The organism is Dorea sp. 210702-DFI.3.17, from assembly GCF_020560825.1.
Classification (GTDB): domain Bacteria; phylum Bacillota; class Clostridia; order Lachnospirales; family Lachnospiraceae; genus Dorea; species Dorea formicigenerans.
Genome location: NZ_JAJCNB010000002.1, coordinates 135,922 through 157,968, shown reverse-complemented (window position 1 = coordinate 157,968; position 22,047 = coordinate 135,922). Strand labels below are relative to the sequence as shown.

General features: G+C 44.4%; 31 protein-coding genes. All 31 read right to left on the bottom strand.

From position 1 onward, the window contains the following. Positions 1–2: 2 nt before the first annotated feature. Positions 3–4,778: a phage tail tape measure protein gene (locus LI149_RS03195; protein ID WP_227142956.1), complete on the bottom strand. Its 4,776-nt coding sequence runs from the start codon at positions 4,776–4,778 to the stop codon at positions 3–5. Between the two features lie 156 nt (positions 4,779–4,934). After that, positions 4,935–5,507: a hypothetical protein gene (locus tag LI149_RS03190; protein WP_227142955.1), complete on the bottom strand. Its 573-nt coding sequence runs from the start codon at positions 5,505–5,507 to the stop codon at positions 4,935–4,937. Between the two features lie 59 nt (positions 5,508–5,566). Further along, positions 5,567–6,025: a hypothetical protein gene (locus tag LI149_RS03185; RefSeq protein WP_227142954.1), complete on the bottom strand. Its 459-nt coding sequence runs from the start codon at positions 6,023–6,025 to the stop codon at positions 5,567–5,569. Positions 6,026–6,042: 17 nt separating this feature from the next. After that, entirely contained in the window at positions 6,043–7,470 is a 1,428-nt protein-coding gene (locus LI149_RS03180) for a phage tail sheath subtilisin-like domain-containing protein (protein ID WP_215720389.1), read from the bottom strand. Then, a complete protein-coding gene (locus LI149_RS03175; RefSeq protein ID WP_215663840.1) occupies positions 7,470–7,700 on the bottom strand; it encodes a hypothetical protein in 231 nt (76 codons plus the stop codon). The genes LI149_RS03180 and LI149_RS03175 overlap by 1 nt, the downstream gene beginning before the upstream one ends. Before the next feature lie 12 nt (positions 7,701–7,712). Further along, positions 7,713–8,573, bottom strand: a complete 861-nt coding sequence (locus LI149_RS03170; RefSeq protein ID WP_227142953.1) for a hypothetical protein — start codon at positions 8,571–8,573, stop codon at positions 7,713–7,715. Then, positions 8,548–8,847 (bottom strand): DUF5026 domain-containing protein, encoded by a 300-nt coding sequence (locus tag LI149_RS03165; RefSeq protein ID WP_215663836.1) that lies wholly within the window; start codon positions 8,845–8,847, stop codon positions 8,548–8,550. Before LI149_RS03165 ends, LI149_RS03170 begins: the two co-directional genes overlap by 26 nt. An 11-nt stretch (positions 8,848–8,858) precedes the next feature. After that, the gene (locus LI149_RS03160) at positions 8,859–9,245 is read right to left on the bottom strand and encodes an HK97-gp10 family putative phage morphogenesis protein (RefSeq protein ID WP_101872127.1); all 387 of its coding nucleotides are present in this window, start codon (positions 9,243–9,245) and stop codon (positions 8,859–8,861) included. Further along, complete coding sequence (locus LI149_RS03155; protein ID WP_227142952.1) at positions 9,242–9,550, bottom strand: hypothetical protein; 309 nt, start codon at positions 9,548–9,550, stop codon at positions 9,242–9,244. Before LI149_RS03155 ends, LI149_RS03160 begins: the two co-directional genes overlap by 4 nt. Before the next feature lie 43 nt (positions 9,551–9,593). After that, positions 9,594–10,001: a hypothetical protein gene (locus tag LI149_RS03150; protein WP_101872129.1), complete on the bottom strand. Its 408-nt coding sequence runs from the start codon at positions 9,999–10,001 to the stop codon at positions 9,594–9,596. After that, positions 10,001–10,462, bottom strand: a complete 462-nt coding sequence (locus tag LI149_RS03145) for a hypothetical protein (RefSeq protein WP_101872130.1) — start codon at positions 10,460–10,462, stop codon at positions 10,001–10,003. The genes LI149_RS03150 and LI149_RS03145 overlap by 1 nt, the downstream gene beginning before the upstream one ends. Before the next feature lie 16 nt (positions 10,463–10,478). Then, on the bottom strand, positions 10,479–11,504 hold the full coding sequence (locus LI149_RS03140) for a hypothetical protein (protein WP_101872131.1): 1,026 nt from the start codon (positions 11,502–11,504) through the stop codon (positions 10,479–10,481). Between the two features lie 20 nt (positions 11,505–11,524). Then, entirely contained in the window at positions 11,525–11,968 is a 444-nt protein-coding gene (locus tag LI149_RS03135; RefSeq protein WP_101872132.1) for a hypothetical protein, read from the bottom strand. 17 nt (positions 11,969–11,985) lie between these two features. Further along, a complete protein-coding gene (locus LI149_RS03130) occupies positions 11,986–13,242 on the bottom strand; it encodes a hypothetical protein (protein ID WP_101872180.1) in 1,257 nt (418 codons plus the stop codon). 158 nt (positions 13,243–13,400) lie between these two features. Next, entirely contained in the window at positions 13,401–13,907 is a 507-nt protein-coding gene (locus LI149_RS03125) for an XkdF-like putative serine protease domain-containing protein (protein WP_101872133.1), read from the bottom strand. Next, the gene (locus tag LI149_RS03120) at positions 13,904–14,857 is read right to left on the bottom strand and encodes a phage minor head protein (RefSeq protein WP_101872134.1); all 954 of its coding nucleotides are present in this window, start codon (positions 14,855–14,857) and stop codon (positions 13,904–13,906) included. Before LI149_RS03120 ends, LI149_RS03125 begins: the two co-directional genes overlap by 4 nt. A 9-nt stretch (positions 14,858–14,866) precedes the next feature. Then, complete coding sequence (locus LI149_RS03115; RefSeq protein ID WP_101872135.1) at positions 14,867–16,237, bottom strand: hypothetical protein; 1,371 nt, start codon at positions 16,235–16,237, stop codon at positions 14,867–14,869. Positions 16,238–16,255: 18 nt separating this feature from the next. Then, positions 16,256–16,564 carry a hypothetical protein gene (locus LI149_RS03110; RefSeq protein WP_101872136.1) on the bottom strand — a complete coding sequence of 103 codons (309 nt, stop codon included), beginning with the start codon at positions 16,562–16,564 and terminating at the stop codon, positions 16,256–16,258. 12 nt (positions 16,565–16,576) lie between these two features. Further along, entirely contained in the window at positions 16,577–18,055 is a 1,479-nt protein-coding gene (locus LI149_RS03105) for a DEAD/DEAH box helicase family protein (RefSeq protein ID WP_101872137.1), read from the bottom strand. Between the two features lie 144 nt (positions 18,056–18,199). Beyond that, positions 18,200–18,535 (bottom strand): hypothetical protein, encoded by a 336-nt coding sequence (locus LI149_RS03100; RefSeq protein ID WP_227142951.1) that lies wholly within the window; start codon positions 18,533–18,535, stop codon positions 18,200–18,202. A gap of 17 nt (positions 18,536–18,552) precedes the next feature. Next, positions 18,553–18,786, bottom strand: coding sequence for a hypothetical protein (locus LI149_RS03095; RefSeq protein WP_101872143.1), 234 nt, complete (start codon positions 18,784–18,786; stop codon positions 18,553–18,555). Beyond that, complete coding sequence (locus LI149_RS03090; protein ID WP_227142950.1) at positions 18,761–18,919, bottom strand: hypothetical protein; 159 nt, start codon at positions 18,917–18,919, stop codon at positions 18,761–18,763. Before LI149_RS03090 ends, LI149_RS03095 begins: the two co-directional genes overlap by 26 nt. A gap of 47 nt (positions 18,920–18,966) precedes the next feature. Then, on the bottom strand, positions 18,967–19,233 hold the full coding sequence (locus LI149_RS03085) for a hypothetical protein (RefSeq protein WP_227142949.1): 267 nt from the start codon (positions 19,231–19,233) through the stop codon (positions 18,967–18,969). Further along, entirely contained in the window at positions 19,230–19,418 is a 189-nt protein-coding gene (locus LI149_RS03080; RefSeq protein ID WP_101872148.1) for a hypothetical protein, read from the bottom strand. The genes LI149_RS03085 and LI149_RS03080 overlap by 4 nt, the downstream gene beginning before the upstream one ends. Next, positions 19,399–19,851, bottom strand: coding sequence for a hypothetical protein (locus LI149_RS03075; RefSeq protein ID WP_101872149.1), 453 nt, complete (start codon positions 19,849–19,851; stop codon positions 19,399–19,401). The genes LI149_RS03080 and LI149_RS03075 overlap by 20 nt, the downstream gene beginning before the upstream one ends. 1 nt (position 19,852) lies before the next feature. Continuing rightward, positions 19,853–20,233, bottom strand: a complete 381-nt coding sequence (locus tag LI149_RS03070; protein ID WP_101872150.1) for a hypothetical protein — start codon at positions 20,231–20,233, stop codon at positions 19,853–19,855. A gap of 14 nt (positions 20,234–20,247) precedes the next feature. Next, on the bottom strand, positions 20,248–20,457 hold the full coding sequence (locus tag LI149_RS03065) for a hypothetical protein (RefSeq protein ID WP_101872151.1): 210 nt from the start codon (positions 20,455–20,457) through the stop codon (positions 20,248–20,250). Next, positions 20,457–20,939, bottom strand: a complete 483-nt coding sequence (locus LI149_RS03060; RefSeq protein WP_101872152.1) for a hypothetical protein — start codon at positions 20,937–20,939, stop codon at positions 20,457–20,459. Before LI149_RS03060 ends, LI149_RS03065 begins: the two co-directional genes overlap by 1 nt. Positions 20,940–20,964: 25 nt before the next feature. Next, entirely contained in the window at positions 20,965–21,279 is a 315-nt protein-coding gene (locus LI149_RS03055) for a hypothetical protein (RefSeq protein ID WP_101872153.1), read from the bottom strand. 10 nt (positions 21,280–21,289) lie between these two features. After that, the gene (locus LI149_RS03050; RefSeq protein ID WP_180958829.1) at positions 21,290–21,439 is read right to left on the bottom strand and encodes a hypothetical protein; all 150 of its coding nucleotides are present in this window, start codon (positions 21,437–21,439) and stop codon (positions 21,290–21,292) included. Continuing rightward, on the bottom strand, positions 21,439–22,035 hold the full coding sequence (locus LI149_RS03045; protein ID WP_145992423.1) for a hypothetical protein: 597 nt from the start codon (positions 22,033–22,035) through the stop codon (positions 21,439–21,441). Before LI149_RS03045 ends, LI149_RS03050 begins: the two co-directional genes overlap by 1 nt. Positions 22,036–22,047: the final 12 nt, after the last annotated feature.

The window sequence follows — 22,047 nt, the reverse complement described above, 5'->3', positions numbered from 1 at the left end:
CCTTATGCGTTCACTGGCATATTTGAGAATACTTCTCCGAGGCGGTCTGCCAGCTCTCCGCCCAGATCATCAGCCAGCTCCTTGAAGTGGCTCTTTATGATTCTCATGATATCCTCATCGCTCTGTCCACCGCCGCCTGAAATTACAAACTGCGGATTCACATTCACATTGAGTTTTACTTCTTTTGTTCCACTTTCGCCTTCATGCCGAACACTTGTCGGAATCGGTTCAGAAGTATCGCTGTCCTCTTCCGAAATGGCCTGTATTGCATTTTGTGCGGTGTAATCATAGTAAGTAGCTGCAGATGCAGGATTTCCTATCATGCCGCCTTCTGCGTGCTGTGGAATCCCGAGTATCTGTCCGGCTTGTGCCCATAACTCAAGACCTCTCCTTCGACGTTTACTGCCTAGAGGAATAATTACCTCTGGACCATCTTCTCCCCACCATGTCAGCTCTGGACCATAAGAGAATCCTCCATTTGCATTAGAAGCAATACTTCCTGAAACAGTTGCTGATCCGGATCCACCGCCGCTGAAGCTGATAGTAGCCGTCGGATTTGCAAGCTTATAGTTTACTGTGATCGTAACCGTTGTTGTTGTTGTGAAACCTGCGGCGAAAGCACTGTTTATCGCAGCTCCAACATCACTGTAAAGTGTAGAAATAGCACCTTGGATTGTTCCCATGGTTGCTGTGATAGCATTCGATATTCCAGTTCCGACCGCTGATGTAACTCCAGAGTAATCAAGTCCCTGCACAGATCCTGCAATGCTACTCTGCAGGGCAGTTGCGAATCCTGTTGTATCTATACTTTCTGCCGATGACAGTGCTGCCGAAAGGCTTGTATTCAAGCTGGATGCCGCCTCAGTCAAATCCACTCCCTCTATCGAAGAAGTAATGGAACTTTGTATGCTTTCCTGAAGTCCAGAACCAGACTCAGACATATCGAGCGAAGCCATTGATTCTCCGAGTTTTGCATTCAGCGTTTCCCCTGCTCCGGAAAGGTCCACATTTTCAAGAGACGTCAGCAGAGAAGTCTGTAAACTATCCTGCAATCCTGCTCCGGATTCAGACATATCCAGCCCATTCATACTTTCATTGACTTTTCCCATAAGGGTTTCTCCGGCACCAGACAGATCAACATTATCAATAGATGAATTCACCATACTGTTTACACTGTCGCTCATGTCTATATCGGTTCCGGAAAGTGCAGAGCTCATCTGATCAGGCAGAGAAGCTGCAACCTGGCTCATTAACTCGGTGATAGCGGACTGCGTTTCCGCAGAAAGTCCATCAAGGTCGAGCCATTGTGAAGCTGTAGAAACATCCCAGTTCTCCACATCAACTCCTGCCGCCATAGCATTGTGCATTGCGGTTCCGAGCTTTTCAGCTACCGTTCCTTCTATATCCGGTAAGATTCCGTCCAGCTCACTTCCGAAAGCATCAGCTATCGACTGCAATTCAAAACTCTCTACCCTCACGGACAGGTCAGTTATCTTTGCCTGATACCCTTCTGTAAGAGCCTGTAACTGTGCATCGAACTGCTCCTGATTTATAGCACCGCTCTGTAGCTGCAGATTAAGGTTTGTAAGAGAAACCTCCAAAGCATCGTCATAAGACTGAGCCGCCTCCTGAACGTTCGTCTGGATTTCAGCAACCAGATTTGCGAAAGAATCCGAATCGAGGGATGCACCAGAATATTTAATCTTCAGGCTTTGGAAACTTGCTTCGGTCTCCGCCTGGCTGATTTGATTGGTAATATCCGTAATCTGATTCTGTAAATTGGTAATCTCATCCTGCTCATCCAGCGTAATAACTCCGTCTTCAAGAGCAACATTGACTTTTGCATGAAGATCTTTTCCAAGGCTTTCTATCTTGGACTGCATATCTGCATACATGGCATTCAATCCGGTAGTCATGTCGGTTTCGTTCCCCGGCTCCACAAGCAGATCTATTGCGGCTTTCGCCTGATAGTGCTTGTCCTCCAGGTACTGCGATGCACTCGAGAGCATATTGTCAACGCCTGCGATATACTCAGATATTTCATTGTCATCAAACTTCATTCCGAGTGACGCTTTCCAATTCAACTTATCCATTGTGCTTACTGAGCTCTGGAGATTCGCAAGAGAATTCTGTGCGTCACTGGCCGCACTTGAAAATTTCGTAAATGCCTGTTCCTGATCTCCGAAGACAATCTGCTTTGCAGCATCCTTAATTTCTTTTACGGATAATTTGATATTTCCAAAGCTGTCCTGCACTTTCTTAGACGCCGCCTCTTGCATCATAGAGGCAAACCTCTCTGCAGATACTGTTGTGTCATTGAATGCGTCTTTCAGCTTGGAATTTTCAAACCGGGAACCTTCCAGGGCATACTTTGATTTCTGCTCCATAAGCTCCGCTGCCGCTGCCGCTTCTTCTGCGGCCTGCTTTGTCTCCTCGTAGTCTTCTTTGACCTTATTTCCGCCGAACCAGCCGGCAATACCACCGATTCCTGCACCAATTAAGCCTCCGACAACCGTTCCGAGTCCAGGAATAACGCTACCGATTGCAGCTCCTAAAGCCGCTCCGCCGGCAACGCCACCAACTTTTAATCCTGCTGATGTTCCATAAGCCTTCTTTTCTGCCGCCTCATCGGATTTAATTGCATGATAAGCGTCAATTCCTCCACTTATGAGTGTTGCTCCTCCGACAACCCCGCCTCCGGCCGCTGCTGCACCAGAAGCAATAAGTCCGGCTCCCGTAGTTGCTGTAGAACCGATTTTCAGACCAAACATACCGGCAGATGCTCCAAGGCCTTTCAGTCCTGTTCCTGCCGCTGCAGATCCGATAATAGCACTTCCAAGTCCTAATCCGCCTTCTCCACTTCCGAATATCGTCTTTCCGAGTTTAACTCCTTTGATACCGGCACCCAAAAGAGGTGTTGCAACTTTCGCAACAAGTGCTGCAGATAACCAGGAAGACAGATCTGCGTCACCGGTAAATATTTTTCCTGCATTTTTGAAGATTCCGGAAATAGCACTGCCAATAGCAGATTGAATCTCAGACGCATTGAATCCACTTACGAATCCGCTTGCGAACTGCCGCCCTATAGTTGCACCCTCATCAATCGTAGAACCTACGTCGATTCCGAGTAGTGTAAGGATTCCGGCCGATATTCCAGATCCAAGTCCTTTTCCAATATCTTCAGCTTTTAACATTATCTTTTGTTTTCCGGATGAATCCCACCATTCAGAAAACGGTTCGGCAATCAGCTTATCCCATCCAATCTTTATCTTTCCGAATAAGTCAGCATCCTGCCATTCCTTCGTACCAGTAAATTCAGATATTTTTTCTTTTGTGTGGTCCACAAATTCATCAATCCTATCCATGGTAAGAAGGAGTGTATCTTCTATATCAGGCATTTTTTCTATCATCCAATCAAGGGCATCCATAAGATACGGCTTAAATCTCTCTCCGAGAGATATTTTTACACCGTCAAGAGCAGACTTAAACAAAGTCCATTTACCGGATAAGTTATCCAGCATTGTATCTGCCATCTTCTTCGATGCTCCATCTGCATTTCCGATAGCTTCTGCCAATTTGTTGTAGTCTTCCTCAGAAGCATTTACCAGAGCAAGAAGACCTGACATGGCCTCCTGTCCGGCCAGCTGAGATGCCATCTGAACCTTCTGTTCCTGAGTGAGCCCTGCAAAACTCTTTCTGAGATCTTTCATAACATCGTTCAGAGGTCTCATACTTCCGTCTGTATTCGTAATGCTCAATCCGAGCTTTTCAATAGCTTCTGCTGCATCTGAAGGAGGATCCGACAATCTCGTAAAGATAGAACGGAGTGCAGTACCTGCTTTTTCTCCTTTGATACCAGCATTTGCCATAAGTCCGATCGCCAGTGCCGTGTCCTCAATGCTATATCCCATCGCACCCGCAACAGGAGCAACGTATTGGAATGTCTGTCCCATTTTAGATACATTGGTATTTGCATTTGCGGAGGCCTGCGCCAAGACGTCTGCAAAGTGTGTGGAATCGGATGCTTTCAGGTTGAAAGCGGTAAGTGCGTCAGTAACAATATCTGATGTGGTTCCGAGATCTTCTCCGCTGGCTGCTGCCAGGTTCATGATACCTTCGATACCACTCATCATGTCTGAGGCTTTCCATCCCGCCATAGCCATGTAGTTAAAGGCCTCCGCGCTCTGTGCCGCTGTAAACTTCGTGGTGGCACCCATTTGCTTTGCTTTTTCTGTAAGCTGTGTAAATTCTTCTCCAGTGGCTCCGGAAATAGCCTTTACCTGGCTCATAGCAGCTTCAAACTCTGCATACGTCTTTACGGTACTGGCAATGCCCGCGCCAGCCGATATGGTAACTCCTGCGGCTACAAGCGGGCTTTTCAAGAGTCCGAATACTCTTTTTACAGGTGAAGTAACAAGGTCAACTGCTTTCAGAGTCACTCGCCAAGCCTTACTGCTCAGGCTCTTAACGTATGTAATCGCCTGCTTTACGGTAGGAGTGATTTTATCCTTTGCCTCAAGGAGTATCTGCCACTTCTGCTTTGTCACAGAACCGAGTGATTTTTCAAACCCGGAGGCTTTCTTCGAGACATTATCCATGCTTTTTCCGAGTGATTTTTCAAATCCAGAAGCACTTTTCGATGCACTGTCCATACTCTTCTGAGCATTTTTCGCCGCATTATCCAAGTCTTCCATCTTCGCCGTCACACTACCGAGCGCCGGATCAGTCTTATCCTGTGTTTCAATAGGGATCTCAATCTTTATGACCTTAGCCGCCATTTGCCGCACCTCCCTTCTCATCGTCTTCAAGGCGAACCATCATAGACGCAAACATAAACGCCCTTACTCCCGGTGTCTTGGAATAAACCTCATCCGGTGTTATTCCGGTCCGCTGGAAGATCTGATGTAAAAGCGTTACTTTACCGCCGGCGCGAATCAGTTTTTTGTAACATCTTCAAGATTGTTTTCCACTTCTTCGATATTCTCAGAATTGAATCCACTCATCTTATTGATTTCATCAATAATGCGGTCTTTTTCACCGCCGAGCAGAACAGCCTCGATAACATCCAGAGCGGTTACGATCTGGTGTCCCTGAGCAATCAGTCCATTCCATACCTGCTTGTTGTCCCACAGCTTATTTCTGTCTTCCTCAACAGTCGCATGGTAAATGAGGGAAGAACGGAACTTCGCATTGTCAGTTTCCTCTGCGAATTTGACTCCGATCTGTTTGTTACGAACATACTTCGTATGCTTTTTGCGGCTCTTGTTCGCCTCTTCCTCTCCAAGAGCGTGGATCCGGAATGAGAAGAACAGCTTTCCGCCTCTTACGATGTCAATCTGAGATACTTCCTCTGATTTATAAGCTGCAGCTGACAGCATTCCAGCGATAAAGTCATCTTCTTTCACTCTGAGCTGGTTCTTTGTTTCCTCTGCAGAGAAAGTTTCCTCTCTTACTTCTTCCTCAATGTTTTCTTCCGGTTTTCCGTTTACGCTTGTTAATTTCGCCATGATTCTTCCTCCTTAAAAATAATGGGGCGATTCTCTCGCCCCACCTGTAAACATATTGATTAAATAGAAAGTTCCTTCTGCAGATCCGGTTTTCCGTTTACGAAGAAACTCCAGTTACGTTTGATCACATCTCCGTTTGCTACATTCTGAAGATCGATGTCTCCGGACGGGATGCATTCTCTGTAAACCACACGTTCTTCTGAACCGTTAAGACCGATCAGTACGCCCTGGAATACAAACTGCGGTGTAACACCTGTTTTCATGGATTCCATTAAGGTCTTGAACATATCAATATCCTCAATGACGATCTCAGTTACAGTAATAGTGATTCCATAGGAATCGGATGTCTCATGTTCCTGCGGATCTCCAAGCGGGCGGTACTTAACATTGTTGTAAGTAGCTTTGGATGCAAATGTTTCCATGCTGGCAAGGAGAGTTCCGTCTCCGTCATACAGGCCCGCATCTTTGCCGGTACGGGCGTGGCGTGCATCAGATGATGCTCTTTCATTGATTGCCATTGTCTAATCCTCCTTCTTTATTCATCTGTTCTGCTGCTGAACTGGAATTTATATGTCAGGTAAATGTGTTCGATGGAATCCTTGTCGATTACGGAAATATCGAAATATGCGTAATCTCCATCAGATGTATAGAGGGTATTCTCGGTAACAGTACCGGACACCAGTTTTCCTTCATTTACCATGGCATTAACGATACCCTGCAGCTGGCTTACAACCGTTGCTCTTCCGTTGGTATCGTTGTCCACTTTTCCGATCAGGCTGTCTGCCTGGTCATTGCAGCGAGTAATAAGCTCATATCTGGTTTTTGTTCTGCGGATTTTCTTCCATCCGTCATCCTGATTGTCAGACGGAGTTACCAGCGTGTTGATCGCACTGTCAATCCAGATCTGTCCCGTGGTGTTCGTGCTCAGTACGATACATCCCTTTTTCTCAGCATTGGTAATCTGAGTAGGAGTCAGCACATCCACAAGTTTTGTGAATCCGCTGATTACAGAATGAGTAAGGGATTTATTGGAAGGACACGCAGCAATCAGACCGGCAATTCTGGCCGCAACCAGATAACCTTCCACTTTTTCTCCGGATTCTTCTACAGACGCATTGACAACGTAGTGCATCTTTTCACTGTTGAATCCGGCGGCGTGATCCATTCTGTCATCCAGAGAAACCGTATTTTTCTCAGCAACAATGGCAAGTCCGAGCTGTCCCGCATTGAAGATACGGTCAATGAAAGAAGCGAGGAGCAGGTGCACAGCAGTTTCCTCAGTATCCACGCAAGCCGTATTAAAGCGGTATGCTTCTGCCGCTGAAAATGCAGTACTGTAATCTTCTGTAGATACTGTTGGATCTGTTCCAGGGGTAAATGCTGTGATTTCTGTTTCAGCAAGAACTCCTGTTGCACTGTCCAAGATCTCGCATGCAAAGTTCTGAGAGTTCACGAATGCTGCTGCCAGATTCTTAACCTCGTCTTCCTCTTCTCCTGCGGCAAATTCGAACTTCTCAAATTCTTTTGTGCCGGCATAGATAATGCACTCCTTCAGAGAAGTATCAGAAAGTTTCTCTCTAACCTCGATAGAGAACGCCTTTGTTCCCGGATGCTTCGCTGTGATGGACAGTGCGTCCTTGGCCGGAGGCACATCTCCTGCGGTCTTCAGTTTTGTATTCGCAACAGTTCCGCCTTTTCCAACTCTACAGCACAGGGCTTTCTTTACCCCTGCCGCCAGAACTTCACGAATGGCATCCGTTGTTCCTGCTGTACCGAATACTTTTTCGTATCCATCTCCAGGTGCGATCTCAACCACTTCGTTCAGTGGTCCGAAATCAGCTTTAAAGAAAACAGCCGTTGTACCGTCATCAGCACCGGCGAGCTGGTTTCCTCCTACTTTCTGAATATTGAAATAGGTTCCCGGGCGAATTTTGGTTTCGCCGATAATAAATGTTCCAGCCATTATTTGACCTCCTTCTGCAAGAATTTCTTTACTAATTCTTCCGTTTCTTTGATGGTCGCTTCTTTCTTACCGAAGTATTTGAGTGCAGCAACCACACACTCTTCCTTTGTGTTAAAGCGATGAGCCGCCTTTGCGAGCTCTTCCGCAGGATACAGAATGCCTTTAGGCTCTTTCTTTTCCGCAGTCTGCTGTGGAGCAGCTTTGGCCATAGGCTCTTTCTTTTCTGCCATTGCTTTCCCTCCTTACATAGTGATAATGCTTTCGATCGCATGCGGTTTTTCCTTGTATTTCAGGACTCCAAACCGCCCAGTTACATATAGCTGCCCCTGTTTCAGGTAATCTGCCTGTTTGTCGATCTGAACCTCTGATATATTCATTGGGGAGTTATCCAGAAGGATAATTTTCTCGTCAACGGAGATTTTCTGCATGACTGCTGCCAGCATTTTCAGGTTCATTGCCTTGTCAGGGCATAAAAGATGGACTGCCATTCTGCAGTCCATCCATGTAACAATATTCATGTTGTGTCCAGTCGCCTTATCCATAGTGACAAGGCGACTGTAAAAGATCGGTGTAACGGATGCCTCGGTAAACTCTCCGACCGGATCCACGCCAAGCACAATCGAATCGGGGTATAGTTTTTTAATATACCTCGAAAGTGCAACAATCGGATCTGGATCCGTGGTCTCTTGAGCGGAGTATTCCATAATGTCAAAAGTAACATCCTGTCCGATAACATTCGTTCCTTCAATCGAAAAAGGATCTGTTCTCGCCCATGCAAAACTGTACGGTCCTCCGTCTTCCGGTGAAATAAGCAAATCCCTGAAGCAGGTTTTCACCAGTGATTCAATCTCTAAAATGACCATAGACGTGCGTTCCGTATAGATGGTGATAGTTAATGAGCCTACGCTTGAACGTTCCTCATTTGCCTGCATATCGAGGACGATATTGAGCCTTGGGTACTGCGTTTTCCCTTCCCATCCGTCCTGCTTATCATCCGGAGCTTCAGTGTCGAAGACAGCCGGGTGTCCGGCGTATTTTGCAAGCAGGCCTCCAATATCTTTCGCATGGACAAGCCTCTTATAAATCAGCTGTTTCAGGTTCATTGGTTCCTCCTTCCGGATATGTGACTATCGTCTCCATATCGTTTGTATAACGGACTTCCCAGTCTCCTTTCGCAACCTCTTCTGCCCGTAAAAAAAAGTGATTTGTGACATTTCCGATCTTTGGCGGATACTGCACAATCACTTCATCTTCACTTGCTGTTGTAACAAACCCTTTTTCTCCATTCTCCCATGTTTTATGCTTCGCATAGACCAGGGTTCCTCTCCGAATTTCTTCGGTGTTAAACTTTTCTGTAGGTTCTTTTACGATTAACATTCCCTACCTCCTTAAAAATCTGCGAAAATAGCATCAACTTCCGGCTGTACATCCTCAAGAATTGGATCAACAAATGGTCTTGCCGCCATTTTCTTTGTTCCGTCTTGCAGATAACCGGCGTAATGAGCCTTTGCATCAGCATAAGCTACAATCGAAACGCCACCGCCGGAACCGCCATTGTTGCGGACACCAGTTTTCCATGCCCTCCGCAGAAATCCACTCCGAACTCCAGGAGGACTTCCCGGAGGAGATGGACTTGGATTTGTCAATACTTCTATGACGCTGTTTCGCATTGCATTGGATACCCTGAATGCTTTCTGCATGGTCTTATGATTTGTTTCCCTGACGGATTCCTGAACAGCCTTTTTGATAGCCTCTGGTGCTTCTCCCGGTGTCATCTCAAATCATTCCTTTCCTCTGCATAATAGATGGTGGCAATTCCCAACGCTCCTGTATCATCAACCAGAAGGATGAGGAAATACCGATCATCCATTGCCAACAGGTCTCCTTTCTTTGCAACAGGTTCTCCTTTGCTTACAATCGTATGCGTAAGAGAGTGCTGATCCTGATTCCATAAATGTTTCTTCCGGTCACTCTGGTTCTTATCAGCATCCGCAAGGACGCCACTTACCAGAAGACCGGTGTCCACATAGCCTGAATAAGGTGTTCCGGTATCAGATATATCAGTCTTTTTTCGTTTCACAATGAAATCTTTTTCAAGATTCCCTGGTCGGAGATACATCATATTAACCTCCCTCTTTTTCGTGGGACATCATGCCTGTATAGAAATACGGTGGTTTTCCGCATCCTCCCTGTGCTGATATGGCGCCGACAGAAAGGCAGGATTTCGAGAGATCTTTTTTCAATTTCTCATACTCTTCCTGCCACAACTTCGCCCGAGCCCCAAACTGAAATGAAAGTGGACCTGTTGCGGTATCAGGCTCATAAGAAAATCTCCGGAAAATAGATTCGATACATGCAAGTTTCGCTCTTTTCCAGTTACTGTGCATCTTCAGAATCGCATTGTACTCTTCATCAGTCAAAGCACAGGTTTTCTCTTTGCCCTCTACCATGGTATCTCCGAGCTGGAATCTCATGAAGTCCTTCCCCTCTTCTTCCAGCTTTGCAGGATCATAACTGTATGTACCAGCCATTATTCCTCACCTGCACTTTCCTCCTCTGGAGCGTCATCTTCTTCCGGTGCCTCTTCAAGTCCTATTGCCACGGATTCTGTAAGGTCCTTGATAGCCTTTCTGGAATCACAGGCATTAAGCAGGATAAGCACATTTTCATCCGTGAGCCCTTTAATAGCCTCTTTCGCATCGTTTGTGCTCATCTGCATAATTTCAATAGCCTGGGACAACTGTTCCTCATTGAGGGGCAAAGACATGGTTTCGCCTTTCTGCCGAATCGGCATTTCAAACATAACCTGCCCAACAGTCGCTACCATGTCTGCAAGTTCCTCTTTCGGAATATCTCCGCCGTCCGTAGCAATAGCGATAACGCCCATCTTCTCCTGCATCTTTGGATTGGTGACTAACTCGGCCGGTACTTCCTCGCCGATGAAAAACTTGTTACCTCCAAATGAGCAGGGCTTCTGTGCAATTAACCTCATAAGCTACCTCCATTTCTTAGACTGCATCTTTGAAGAACATTGCCAGATCGTCAGCGGTCTTTCTCATATCGAAAGCCATGAGTCCTTCAACATATTCGGAATGTGTTCCGTTCTCTCCCAGGTAATTCAGGATTGGAAGAATCTGACCGTTTCCAAGCATATCCCATGCGAAGATGTAACCAGCAGACGGTTCATCAATAGCAGGAGAATTGGTAGCATAGGAAAGCAGGAATGCATCCGGATCTCCGATAAACTGCATATCTGCGTCAGCTCCCATCGCAGCTTTGTTTGCGATAGATCTGAGGACAACCAGCTTCTCTACTCCAAACAGCTCTGCCAGAACATTTTCTGTAACAGAAGCCGGATTCGCAGTAGTTCCACCGTATTTAACTCTCTCCAGAATCGCCTGATGGTTTTTAAGCTCATTGAACACATTTGCTCCAAGAGCAAGGCGGTTCGGTGTGCGGCCGGTGCTTTCGTGCATGGCAGTTTTTCTCTCATCGATGAATTTAATCGGATCAGAGTTACCATTGGAAAACTTGATAAACTGTTTTCCGGATACAGTTGTGCTGTCTACACCGCTGTACTCGTCATTCCATGCTCCTGCTTTGAAGAACTTATCTGCAAACAGCATATCCTGATGGATATTTGCCTGTTCTGCAATCGTTTTTGTTCTCTGCTGCTTCGGATCACGGATAGCCGGTCCCATTCTTCTCTGAAGATCTGTCTGGCGAATCTGGTCGATACCCATAATCATCTGGTCTACCTGACAGTTGTATGTGTCAGTGTGTTCAGATACTACAGCAGGAGCAACCTTGCCATAAGCAGGTTTTCTCTGCCAATTATCACGAAGAAGATCTTCTTTATCGAAAATATAGTAGTTGTCAGAAGACAAGCCTACTGGACAAATAGAGAAGATCGCTCTTGCGAAATAATTCGCTGCGTTCTGGTAATAAGACAGTGCCATGTTTGTAAGCGCCGTGTGCGGTCTAAAGACGCCTTTCGCGATTTCCGCGGAAATTCCTGATGGTGTATTTCTCATTTACTTTTACCTCCTAAAATTTAGTCAACGCCGCCTGCAGCTGCGGCTTTCTGATATTTTGCAATCTGGATTTTGCAATAACCGTTTGCACTGGCACCACTAAGAGCAACGCCAAGAACATAATCTCCTGCTGCCGCGACTGCTGCCAGTCCGTTTGCTCCACAGGCCACTTCCTGTCCTTTGGTAATTGTTGCTCCTGCCATGACAAATCCAATGTCTTTTACCTGGATGTCGATATCATCACCTTTGGCAACCTTCCCAGATTCGGTACCGGAAATGTCATTGTAACCGGACTCGATAAGAGCGATTCCTACAGGAATATCCGTTCCGGCGGTAGCAAGTACCACATCACCGTTTCCATCATACTTCATGATTCTGTTTCTGCAGTCGGTGATTGCTGCTCCGGCTTTCTCAACGATAGTCGGAGAGTTGTTCATCTGAACTCCGTTAAAATTCTTACCCATTCTTTTATCTCCTTTCCTTAAATTCCAGCTTCTTCTTCATAAGCTGCCATCAGGTCCATGTTGTTCTCCCATGCCTTCGCAATAGCATCTGTGAGGTTCAGGTTAGGATCTTTCTCCATGTATCCTTTTGCGATAGACTCGATTTTCGCTTCAGAATTGCTCTTTGCAACAGGAGTTCCGGTTCTTCCATGACCAGATTTTCCGATTTCCTCGAATGTTCCACCTGCTTCTGCCATGGAAACAGCAGAATCGAGGATACCAATCATATCGTTGTATGCAGTTCCTCCGGCAGCTTTCAGGCTCTTCAAAGTAGGAACGAGATCTTCCGGTTTCTTGCCGATAATCTCATACTTCTTGGCCACTTCCATAAGCTCTCTCTCTTCCGCCTCGTCAGCTCTCTTGCGTAAACGCTGAATTTCAGCTGCTACCAGCGGGTGCAGTCCCTTATAGATGTCTTCTCCCTCTTCGGAAGATGCAGATTTCTTAGTCGGTTTCTTACCGCCTCCGCATCCTTTTTCTGTTTCTTCCTCTTCCATCTCGTCCTCGTTTTCTCCAGGTTTTACCTTAGATTTATCAACGGGCTCTTCCTCAGTTTCGACAGCATATTTTTTGATGATCGCATCATAGGCTGCTCTTTCTTCTGCCGTCATTTTTGATTTGTCGATTTTAAGCATGTCTTCTAATTCTCCTCTCTGTTTTTCCATTGCTTTCTGGATGTCAGAATCTAACTTGTCCCTGAATTTCCTCATAGATTCAAGTTCTGAATCATCCAATGACTTCCTGATTCCGCAGAGCTTACCATTGGACCAGCTCTCAACTGATTCGGCGATAATCTCATCAAACTCTGAAATGCTCTGTTCCATCATTTCTTTTGCTTTTTCTCTTTCCAGATCCTCATCATAGAGAATTGACTGCAGAGAAGACTGCAAAGCATAACAGATACTCCAGATTTCATCTGCGACTTTCTGCCTTTTAACCTCTGTCATTTTATCTCCAAAGGTCTGCGAATTTCCTTTCTGTACGTTCCCGTCAGCAGATGGTTCCGAGAAACTATCAATTTCCTCATCATTGAATCCGAGGCTTTTCCCGATCGAGTGCATAAGTCTTTTGAAAAGGCTTTTTTGCTCTTTCATCGGATCCTGCACCGGAACCGCTACAACAGGATTGTCATTCTGGTCTTTTCGCTTAAACAGCTTGATGTTTGCTCCCTGGTTTGCTCCTTCATCAACGAAATCGACTTTTGTGACTTCTAAGTTTTTTAATTTCTTAGCCAACCTTCCTACCTCCTTCCATGGATTTTTTATAATACAAAAGACAGCTTTCGCTGCCTTCCGATTATCACTTTTCATCATCGTCACGGTTTCTTCCGCTTATCGCACATAATGCCATTACGGTACCGCCGATGATTGCTCCGAAAGATACCAGAGCAAAATCAATCAATATTCTCATTGTCTTCCACCTTAACTCTCTCGGCTTCTCCTTCGATGGAAAACATCGGATATGTTCCGTTTTTAACTTTTTCCCAAACATCATCGTCTGTAACGAAGAAACCAATCCACCAGCCGACAGGCAATGTTCCTTCCGGAATCCCCATGGCTTTCATCTTCTCTTCGGTAAAGACAACGCTTTCAACCAGAACGGCGCAATCTCCTCGCTCATGCATCTCTCCACCTTCACGGTAAAGCCGTACAAATTTGTATGCTGCGTTTTCCAGTTCTTCCGGATCAATCATATCCTGCTGCCAGTCTACGAGCTGCTCTCCTGATTCATCAATGGAGATATTCGCCCATCCGAAGGCAAGCCGCTTTTCATCTTCGGATTTCTGGATTTTAAATTTTCCTTTCAACACAGACGTTCCTTTATCTGCACTGTTATCCACATTTTCAGTGGTTTTATCCCTGGACTTGTGGATTCCAAGGATTTCATATACTGTTTTCATTGCTTATCCTCCCTGACTTCAACATATTTCAGTACACACCGGCATCTCGGATGTGCCGGAGGAACCTGTACCATTCCACATTTTCCAACGTCAAACGGTTCATCCAGTTCCTTGCTGACGCCTTCCACAGCCTCACAATACTTACACACGCTCTCCTGTCTTGCTGTAACCCAAACCTTTCGAACATGTCCTATGTATCCTTTCTTCTGAGCCTGCTTGATACCAAAATGAGCTCCCTGGTTATATACCTCTGCCAGTTCATCCAATGCAATCGTCTTTGCCCGGTATCGGTGCTGCTTTTCAGCATACTTGAGAGCTTTATCCCTTGCCCTGCGGACAATGGTTTCCTGCTTCATTTTCGGATGTTCTTTTCTCAGCTGTGCCTTGATATTGTTGTAATATCTTAGGTTTGCCTCTGCCTGCCGGCTATTCAAACCAATGCATGGTCTGATAACACGGGAAAGTTCATCCGGTGACAATTCTTCCCGGACAGCCTTTGCAGTGAGGCGTCTGATTGCTTTTTTCTGCTCCTGAACGGAATTGGTAACAAAATCAGCTCCTCGCTGTTCAATCCATTTCCTGATTCCTTCATCAGAAGGATCAAATTCAAAATCGGAATTCTTCAGGCTATCAAGTATCATGTTCCCGATCTGGCCAACGATGATAGCTTCTTCCCAAAGCGGAGCCAGCTTTTCCTCGACAAGAATCGAATAATCTTTCGACCAATTCTCAAGGTCCTCTTTGCTCACATCTCCGTCCTCAATCATCTTCCGGATCTCCTTATAGGTAATCGAAGCCGCCTGATCCGCCCAGAACTTTGTCAGTATCGATATTGGAACAGCCTCCGTATCTGTAATATACCTTTCAAGCATGTTCAGCAGTCGAAGGTTTCCGGGAGAACGGCGTTTTTTCTTCCCTATCGGAGCAGGTGATTTAAACAAAAAAGCCATATTCCCACCTTACCTTCCAAGCCTTTTCTTCGCTTCGGCAGCTTTCTTTTCATCCTCTGCCTCGTCTTCCGGCTCTTCCACATCATCCTCCGGAGGTTCGTTCTTGTTCTGCTGCTTTGTCCTTTCAGGGTTCTCCTCCCTAGAATCCGCTGTCCTCTCAGGAAGATGTCCGATCTCTCGAACATAATCTTCAAGTCCATCATCAGGAATAAGAACACCGATTCCTGTCATATCCTTAATGAACTGTCCTGCCTCTTTGACATTTACATCTTCAATGTCTCCGTGAGTCATCTTTGGATAATCTGAAATCCCATTGAAATGATCTCCGTTTATATCAATCAGTGCCGGAATGCCCTGATTATTGAATGTTTCGCAGATTACATCGAGGAAAGAACTGATTGCAACTGAAAAAAGCTCCGTTTTATCAGAGCTCAATGCAAAACTTCCTACTTTTTGATGTCCGAGCATGATAAAGTCCGCCAATACCGTCATGGCGATCTTTGTATCATACCTGTTGATAATGGCGTTCGTATCAAACTGCCTTGCCCCACCGGTGCTTACCAGTTCAAATTCAAATCCATGTGGAAGAACTAAGCCTTCGTACTCATCACGACGAATGGATTTTACCATTCCCATGAGTGCTGCATTGATTTTTACCATATCATCGTCTTTATCATCCCAAATATCAGTTCCTTCAGGAGCATGGAATACTGGGAGTCCAGCAAGGTCTCTTTCGATTCCTATTGCCTCTATTTCCTGAATCCTTCTTTTGAAGTACCAGGAACGGTACGCATTTCTCAGTATGCTTCTTCCCTCCGGGTTATCCTTTGCACTCTCAGTTCTGAAGAGCATTGCCTTTCTGATTGGAATTGTAATCGTTCCAAAGTCCGGCGGTGGCTGCTGCGTCATGCCGATCAGGTTATCGTGCTCATCAAATTCCCATTGGTAAAGCGTATCCTGGGAACGTATCGGCAACTTCTGCCAGCCAATCAGACCGTCAGAATACTTGCTGTTCGTCTTCCTGTTCCTGCTTTTTCCCATTCGTCGCTTATACACAATTTCGTGAAAGCTCCAACCATAAGTCAGGAATGATAAGATCTCCGAAATGGTATCTGTCCATGTGGTACTCATATCATTCATGCAGCTTTCCACAAACTCTGCCGCCTCACGGTCTATCGCCGTATCACCTCCGGGCTCAATGTTCCATTTGGTATGACGGATGAGCATTTTAATAGCAAAAAGGATGGCGCCGACTGTATCATCATTGTCCGCCATCTCGCGATACGTCTTTATGCCTTTTATGCCCTGCAGTTCCCGAAGAAATTCCTCATAGAAAACTCCACCATACCGCTTCTGGCCTATACGACCAATCTCTGCCATGGGTTTTCCCTCCTTTCACTATCTTTTTTTGGTCTTTTCAACCTTTTCATCAATTGATATTTCCGGTTTCTTAAAGTTCTTGTTGATATAATCGATCAGAACTTTGCTTGCCGGATTCTGTTTCTGGATACCATCTGCCAGATTTCTAAGGCTTACCACGATCAATGCGGCGTCATCTGCCGGATAACCGTTCAGAGCTTCGAGAATCTGATTGGAATAATGATCCAGACCTTTGATTATAGTCTGCTGAGCTCCCGGTGTATCGCCATTCTGAATCTGACGATTCCCTTTTGTGACAAATCCTTCTCTTTTTCTAAAGATACCCATTCAAACAACCTCCTATCTGTTTTTCCAGTAGCTGCTCTTTCCAAGGCCATCAGTATTCGCCTGATTCGGAGCACTTCCGGTGTACTTCTTGATTTTTCCTAAGTAAACAGAAAGCGCCGCAGCATCTCCACGGTCCGGGGAATCCAATCCCCTCTTTTTCATTTCCTTTTTGCTCTCAAGCTCCAGCTTTCCATTGCTGGCAAGGAAATATTTTCGTGAAGAAAGCTGTGCAAATGTCTCTGAATCCTCTTCAATCTCAATCTCCTGGTTCTCCATGAGGTCCTTTAGTACAGCCCACATATGGGTTGTCAGGTTGTTGTAATGCTCCGCTGCATCTTTCCCGGCCTTTGTGTCCGTTTCAATCTTCTCAGCGGCATTTATAGGCACCACATACAGCCTGCTCAGTTTATCTTCCCGTTTTACTTCCCTAAGTCGGTCAGTTACTCCACCTCCAAGACCGGTATCATCAATATTGACGTATATCCTCCCGTGGTAGTCCGGAAATTCTTTGATTGCTTTCTTATACTGCCTGACAATATCTCCAACCGTTCTCATCAGATCTTGACCTCTTCGCTTTGCTACGATTTTCAATTTCCCTCTGGCATTGCGGTAGATAATCGTTTCATCATCTCCGAAACGTGCCACATCGACACCGAAAATGATATATGGCAGTAATTTTCCATCATCCAGTTCAAACAGCCTGCTGCCACACTGCTCTATGATAGATAATGCGATAAAAACGTCGTCCTCCTGATTCGGGAATTCTCCCCGCACACGGACACGGACCACATTGGATTCCCACCCGTATTTCTTTATCAGAGATTCGATATTCTCTTTGTTTGTTCTCTTGCTGTCTGCAGACGATACAGTATGGCACTTATAAAGTGCCCTGTCTCTTGTGTGGCTGTCATAGAATGTTCCGGTTGTCTTCGTCGGGTTTCCACACATGAGCAGTTTATTATTTTCTCCTGATAAGGTACCAAGAATAGCCTCCATAATCGGATCGGCGACACCAGACGCCTCATCCACGATAAAAAGCATATTATCTTCATGAAAACCTTGCATATTCTCTGGCTTTGTAGCAGTCCTAGCAACGCCAAACCAACGCTTTTCATTGCCAACCATATAAACATATGTCTTGGTCCATTTGAGTATTTGAGAGAGCAACGGAGACTTGCTCATCCACTTCGAGATCTCAGACCAAAGAACATCGTGCAACTGCTGTTTTGTAGGAGCTGTCGCTACGATACGGGGATACGGAAAGCAGGTGATAAACCACAGGAACACAGCGGCCTCCAAACCGGTCTTACCAACACCCTGGCCAGATTTGATACTGACCTTCGGGTTGTGCGCCAAGTCCATTGCCGCCTCTGCCTGCCATTCATCAGGTTCAAACTGCAATACTTCCCGGAAATAAATGACAGGATTATCTCTCCATATTGGTATGCTTTCATCAAGGAAGTCCGACAACCAGTCCATATTACTGTCCATCCTGTTCCCTCCTTGACTTTATGACGCTATCAGCCCAGGCACGAACCAATTCGTTCCCTTTGCTTTCTCCTGCTGCCTTTTCTTTCTCAAGTCTGAGTTTTGCCAGAGCGTCAACGGCTTTCGTTTTACAGCTCTGTACGGAGGTCAGCTCTTTTTCAAGCCTTCCTTAATGGAATTCACGATTACTCCGTCGCTGCCTTTCATGGACATGAGGTCCTCCATGACCTCTGCGGCGCTTTTCTCTTCTCTCGTCTTTGAATATACCGCTTTTGAGCATGATTCCTTCAGCATTCTATAATTTCTAAGCAATAGCCTTGTGTTGTGCAGTCGGCGATCTTTTAATTCTTTCTGCTCTTTTCGGTATGCTTTCTCCATAGTCTCAGCCGCCACAGACGCCCCGGCCAGAGCTGCCTTCGCAATCATGGATTCGATTTCCTCCTTCGTCAATGCTACGAATTCAACTCTATCTTTCATATCCATGTCTTCATCCTCCAAATCTAAATATTCTCGTGAATCTTCCTGATCACGTTTTCCTTATACTCCTCTTTTTCCTGCTCTGTCATGCCAGCAGAAAACTCCGGAACACTAAGAGCCGCATCAATCGCTTCTCTGGTACCGCACTCCGGGCAGATAAGTGTTTCATTATCCGTTCTGGAAAGTGCAGGAACTCCGTCATATTCTTTTCTGCACAGCGGGCACACTCTCTTATTCTGGTTTTTCTTTTCTTCCATCGAACATACCAAGCCTTTCTCCAAGCTGCAGACATCCCATGACTATCATTTCGAGGTCTCTTCCAGAAATATGACACATGGTAAAATCAAGTGTTGCTTCTCCGGATTCTGTGTCCTCTTTTATACCACACATGAAACCTTTATGTATGGTATTCTCTTCTCCATTATCATAGTGTATCACTATTTTTTCAATATCACTGTTGTGTATTCCTTTGTCATTGCACATCCTCCAATAGCTGGACTTCCATCTTTCAAAACATCAAAGCCGGTGCATGTACTTCCCCACATCTGAGAAAAAACAATAGCTTCAAACTCCACCGATCTATACTTATTTTCTTTTCGCTTTTTATCTACCTCTTCTGTGAACTCACTATCCTTTGACAACATAACTCTTGCTTTAAATTCCAAAAGTTCCAAATTTGGATATTTCGCATGCATTAAACTCATCTGTCATTTTCCTCCTTCATCCGTTCTTCGAGTATCTCCAGGTTTCTCATAGCAATATGTATCTCTTCCGGTGTCAATCCGGTATTCTCATATTCAGCCAGTCTTTCAACAAGATCTGCTTTACTTCTCCCGGACCAGTATCCTGTACTCAGTCCGTTTGCAAGTTTATGTGTTAATCTCTTCATTTTTCCCTCCAGAATCCGATGAATCAGATTTTTCTGATTTCTTTTTACCGTTTCCTCCATATTTGACAGCCAATGCCATTGCATCCTCTCCAATATCATCATTGCTATTTTTTCCGTTCATTTTCTTCTGGCATCTTTCATAGGCTTTTTCGTAGTTGTAACCTATTTGGCCGGATAATCTGTATGCCATTTTTGAAAACTTATCCCTGTAATAATCCCAGGTTGGTCCTTCTTTGTTCGCAATCAGCTTTAAATAGTCCTTCAATACGCAGATTATTAAAACCATATCCCCGTATGAGCAGGAAACTGTAAAGTCGCTTAACGTCTTTATGTTTATGCACTTTTCAATCCATACCTGCTTTTCCGCATCATCTGCTATCTCTTTCTCAACTTCATCCAGGAAAGAAAACAAAAATAAAAGATGTTCATCCATTTTATCTACCCCCAAGGAACGTATTAAGCATTTTCTCCTTCCATTCCGGAATATTCTCTTTGCTGATTCTATCGAACTGCCGATGCAGTTTGTAATTTATTTCATCAGAAACCTTTTCCGCTGATTCATGCTGCATAATCAACTGCATAAGCATTATGAACACATCGGCAACCTCGGACCAAGTATTATCAGTCAGAAATACAAGATCTTCAAAATCAAATGGATTCGGTGCTTTTTCCAACTCATCCAGAAGTTCTCTCAGTTCTTCCTTCGCCTTTAAAAGCTGGCTTCTTTTGCTGTAATGAACCGAAAGCGTCCTGATTCTTTCCAATGACGGCTCATCCAGTATTTTGTATTTCTCAACAGGTTTCATGTCACTCATTTTCTATACTCCTCCTATCTGTATTCTTTTCCTGTATGCTTGTCCTTCAGTACGATTCTTCCGACAACCTCAAATCCGGCAAGCTCAGCAGTATTCTTCATAATCGGTATGAGATTGCTGATAACTGAAAGCCGATCCGCTTCTCTTTTATGTTCTTCTCTACGAATATTCCCAAACGCAGCACCCGGTGTAGGATCTACATATCCTTCCCCATTTTTATTCATTATTTATCATTCCTTTCTCTTGCAGCTGATCTAAACATCATAAGCAGCATTTCTGATACAGGTCTTTCTCTATCTTTTCTGGCAGATTTTTTTACAGATTTCAAATCGTACCATTCTCCCCTGTAGTTTTTCTTTTCCGGTACCAACACCCCTACTTTGTATGGTATCTCGTCTTTCACTTTTTCGTACACATCTTCCGGCATTACATAATAATTAAAGTCTCCAATGAAGTTATGACCGTTTTTTGAATGGAAGTCCTCTACCGATGACTTTACCTCATAGCAGTAAAAATCTCCTTTTTCAATTCCGGAAACTGTATTATTTACCGGCTTAAATTTCATATAGTCCACTCGAACCGCATTGCTTGTAGCGTAATCAAAAGTCACTTCTTTTGCCCAATATATCCTCGGATCTCCGTGTGGGTTTATGTACATCTCTGTCGATATTGATAGCATCATCGTAATCTCTGGTCTATTGCTCATTATTCATTTCCTCATTCATATACCGTTATTGTATTTTCACTTCAATAGTCCTCGATTTTACATTTCTATTTTTTCTAAGAACAAAAACCTCTTCGAGTACAATTTTAACTTCTCCGATCGGAGAGCATTCTTCATAAGATCTTTCAATATTCCAATCCATGAACCCTCCTAACATTCTTGGTGTTTGTTCAGTCATGTCGCATCTATAATCCCGAACCATATATGCATGTTCTCCCGATACGAATACGACTGGTTGCTTTTCGTTAATCAATCCAATAATTTCTTCTTTGCTCATTCTAAATAACAAAAACAAATCTAAAATTCTTGTATCGCCTTTCATATTTCTCCTCCTAATGCGTAGCATTGAAGTTTTCAATCGCCCATTTGTTCCCAGTAGCTCTAACTGCATTTCTTACTCTTTCCTGCGGTGGAATTCCTTTTCTTTTATTCTCTTGCGGCTTATTTTTCACCGCAGGAGTTTCATTCTTCGTTCCAGTCATTATATGTTTCCTCCCTTCTGACTGCTCTGCAGCTGATCAGTGGCCAGCTTGAATGCAAGCATATACAAATCAAGGATATTTGTATTTTGTTTCCCTATATCTCCGACAATCTCCCATACATCAGAAAATACTTTCCCCAATTCATCATATCCTTTACTTCCTATTCCTCGATCTTCATCAAAATCTTCAAGGATATCATTTATAACATCATCAATTGTCTCAAAGTCAAACCGATCATTCATAAACTCGTCTTTTACATCATACTCATCCATCAAATTTAGAATGTCTTCACGCGCCTGACCTTCGTCATATACATATATCTTTCGATTCATGCAATCTATCTTTCCTTCAAAATATCCAATATTATTTACAAAATCGGAAAATTTTTCATATGTCATATTGCTGTAATTAGTAGCAACTAATTCTCCTAAATCTCCAGAAATATGTAATCTGCAATAGTCTTCTTCAAAAAGAAATCGTATTCTATAATGCGAACTTTCCGGCTCCTTAAAATCCAAAATCTTAATATTTCCATAATCCGTGAATTTCGCAATATGGTTTTTAAAATTTTCTCTTTGCTTTTCTAAATTCATCATGACATCTCCATT

Bases quoted from the DNA above. Each gene is read 5' to 3' on its own strand.
- LI149_RS03125 (WP_101872133.1), bottom strand. From the start codon at position 13,907: ATGAAAACAGTATATGAAATCCTTGGAATCCACAAGTCCAGGGATAAA.
- LI149_RS03145 (WP_101872130.1), bottom strand. From the start codon at position 10,462: ATGAGGTTAATTGCACAGAAGCCCTGCTCATTTGGAGGTAACAAGTTT.
- LI149_RS03070 (WP_101872150.1), bottom strand. From the start codon at position 20,233: ATGAGTGACATGAAACCTGTTGAGAAATACAAAATACTGGATGAGCCG.
- LI149_RS03160 (WP_101872127.1), bottom strand. From the start codon at position 9,245: ATGACACCGGGAGAAGCACCAGAGGCTATCAAAAAGGCTGTTCAGGAA.
- LI149_RS03080 (WP_101872148.1), bottom strand. From the start codon at position 19,418: ATGAAGAGATTAACACATAAACTTGCAAACGGACTGAGTACAGGATAC.
- LI149_RS03140 (WP_101872131.1), bottom strand. From the start codon at position 11,504: ATGAGAAATACACCATCAGGAATTTCCGCGGAAATCGCGAAAGGCGTC.
- LI149_RS03170 (WP_227142953.1), bottom strand. From the start codon at position 8,573: ATGAACCTGAAACAGCTGATTTATAAGAGGCTTGTCCATGCGAAAGAT.
- LI149_RS03050 (WP_180958829.1), bottom strand. From the start codon at position 21,439: ATGACTGGAACGAAGAATGAAACTCCTGCGGTGAAAAATAAGCCGCAA.
- LI149_RS03085 (WP_227142949.1), bottom strand. From the start codon at position 19,233: ATGAGTTTAATGCATGCGAAATATCCAAATTTGGAACTTTTGGAATTT.
- LI149_RS03120 (WP_101872134.1), bottom strand. From the start codon at position 14,857: ATGGCTTTTTTGTTTAAATCACCTGCTCCGATAGGGAAGAAAAAACGC.
- LI149_RS03105 (WP_101872137.1), bottom strand. From the start codon at position 18,055: ATGGACAGTAATATGGACTGGTTGTCGGACTTCCTTGATGAAAGCATA.
- LI149_RS03095 (WP_101872143.1), bottom strand. From the start codon at position 18,786: ATGGAAGAAAAGAAAAACCAGAATAAGAGAGTGTGCCCGCTGTGCAGA.
- LI149_RS03195 (WP_227142956.1), bottom strand. From the start codon at position 4,778: ATGGCGGCTAAGGTCATAAAGATTGAGATCCCTATTGAAACACAGGAT.
- LI149_RS03190 (WP_227142955.1), bottom strand. From the start codon at position 5,507: ATGGCGAAATTAACAAGCGTAAACGGAAAACCGGAAGAAAACATTGAG.
- LI149_RS03175 (WP_215663840.1), bottom strand. From the start codon at position 7,700: ATGGCAGAAAAGAAAGAGCCTATGGCCAAAGCTGCTCCACAGCAGACT.
- LI149_RS03135 (WP_101872132.1), bottom strand. From the start codon at position 11,968: ATGGGTAAGAATTTTAACGGAGTTCAGATGAACAACTCTCCGACTATC.
- LI149_RS03100 (WP_227142951.1), bottom strand. From the start codon at position 18,535: ATGGATATGAAAGATAGAGTTGAATTCGTAGCATTGACGAAGGAGGAA.
- LI149_RS03090 (WP_227142950.1), bottom strand. From the start codon at position 18,919: ATGTGTGGTATAAAAGAGGACACAGAATCCGGAGAAGCAACACTTGAT.
- LI149_RS03065 (WP_101872151.1), bottom strand. From the start codon at position 20,457: ATGAATAAAAATGGGGAAGGATATGTAGATCCTACACCGGGTGCTGCG.
- LI149_RS03185 (WP_227142954.1), bottom strand. From the start codon at position 6,025: ATGGCAATCAATGAAAGAGCATCATCTGATGCACGCCACGCCCGTACC.
- LI149_RS03110 (WP_101872136.1), bottom strand. From the start codon at position 16,564: ATGGGTATCTTTAGAAAAAGAGAAGGATTTGTCACAAAAGGGAATCGT.
- LI149_RS03075 (WP_101872149.1), bottom strand. From the start codon at position 19,851: ATGGATGAACATCTTTTATTTTTGTTTTCTTTCCTGGATGAAGTTGAG.
- LI149_RS03180 (WP_215720389.1), bottom strand. From the start codon at position 7,470: ATGGCTGGAACATTTATTATCGGCGAAACCAAAATTCGCCCGGGAACC.
- LI149_RS03165 (WP_215663836.1), bottom strand. From the start codon at position 8,847: ATGTTAATCGTAAAAGAACCTACAGAAAAGTTTAACACCGAAGAAATT.
- LI149_RS03060 (WP_101872152.1), bottom strand. From the start codon at position 20,939: ATGAGCAATAGACCAGAGATTACGATGATGCTATCAATATCGACAGAG.
- LI149_RS03055 (WP_101872153.1), bottom strand. From the start codon at position 21,279: ATGAAAGGCGATACAAGAATTTTAGATTTGTTTTTGTTATTTAGAATG.
- LI149_RS03150 (WP_101872129.1), bottom strand. From the start codon at position 10,001: ATGGCTGGTACATACAGTTATGATCCTGCAAAGCTGGAAGAAGAGGGG.
- LI149_RS03115 (WP_101872135.1), bottom strand. From the start codon at position 16,237: ATGGCAGAGATTGGTCGTATAGGCCAGAAGCGGTATGGTGGAGTTTTC.
- LI149_RS03045 (WP_145992423.1), bottom strand. From the start codon at position 22,035: ATGATGAATTTAGAAAAGCAAAGAGAAAATTTTAAAAACCATATTGCG.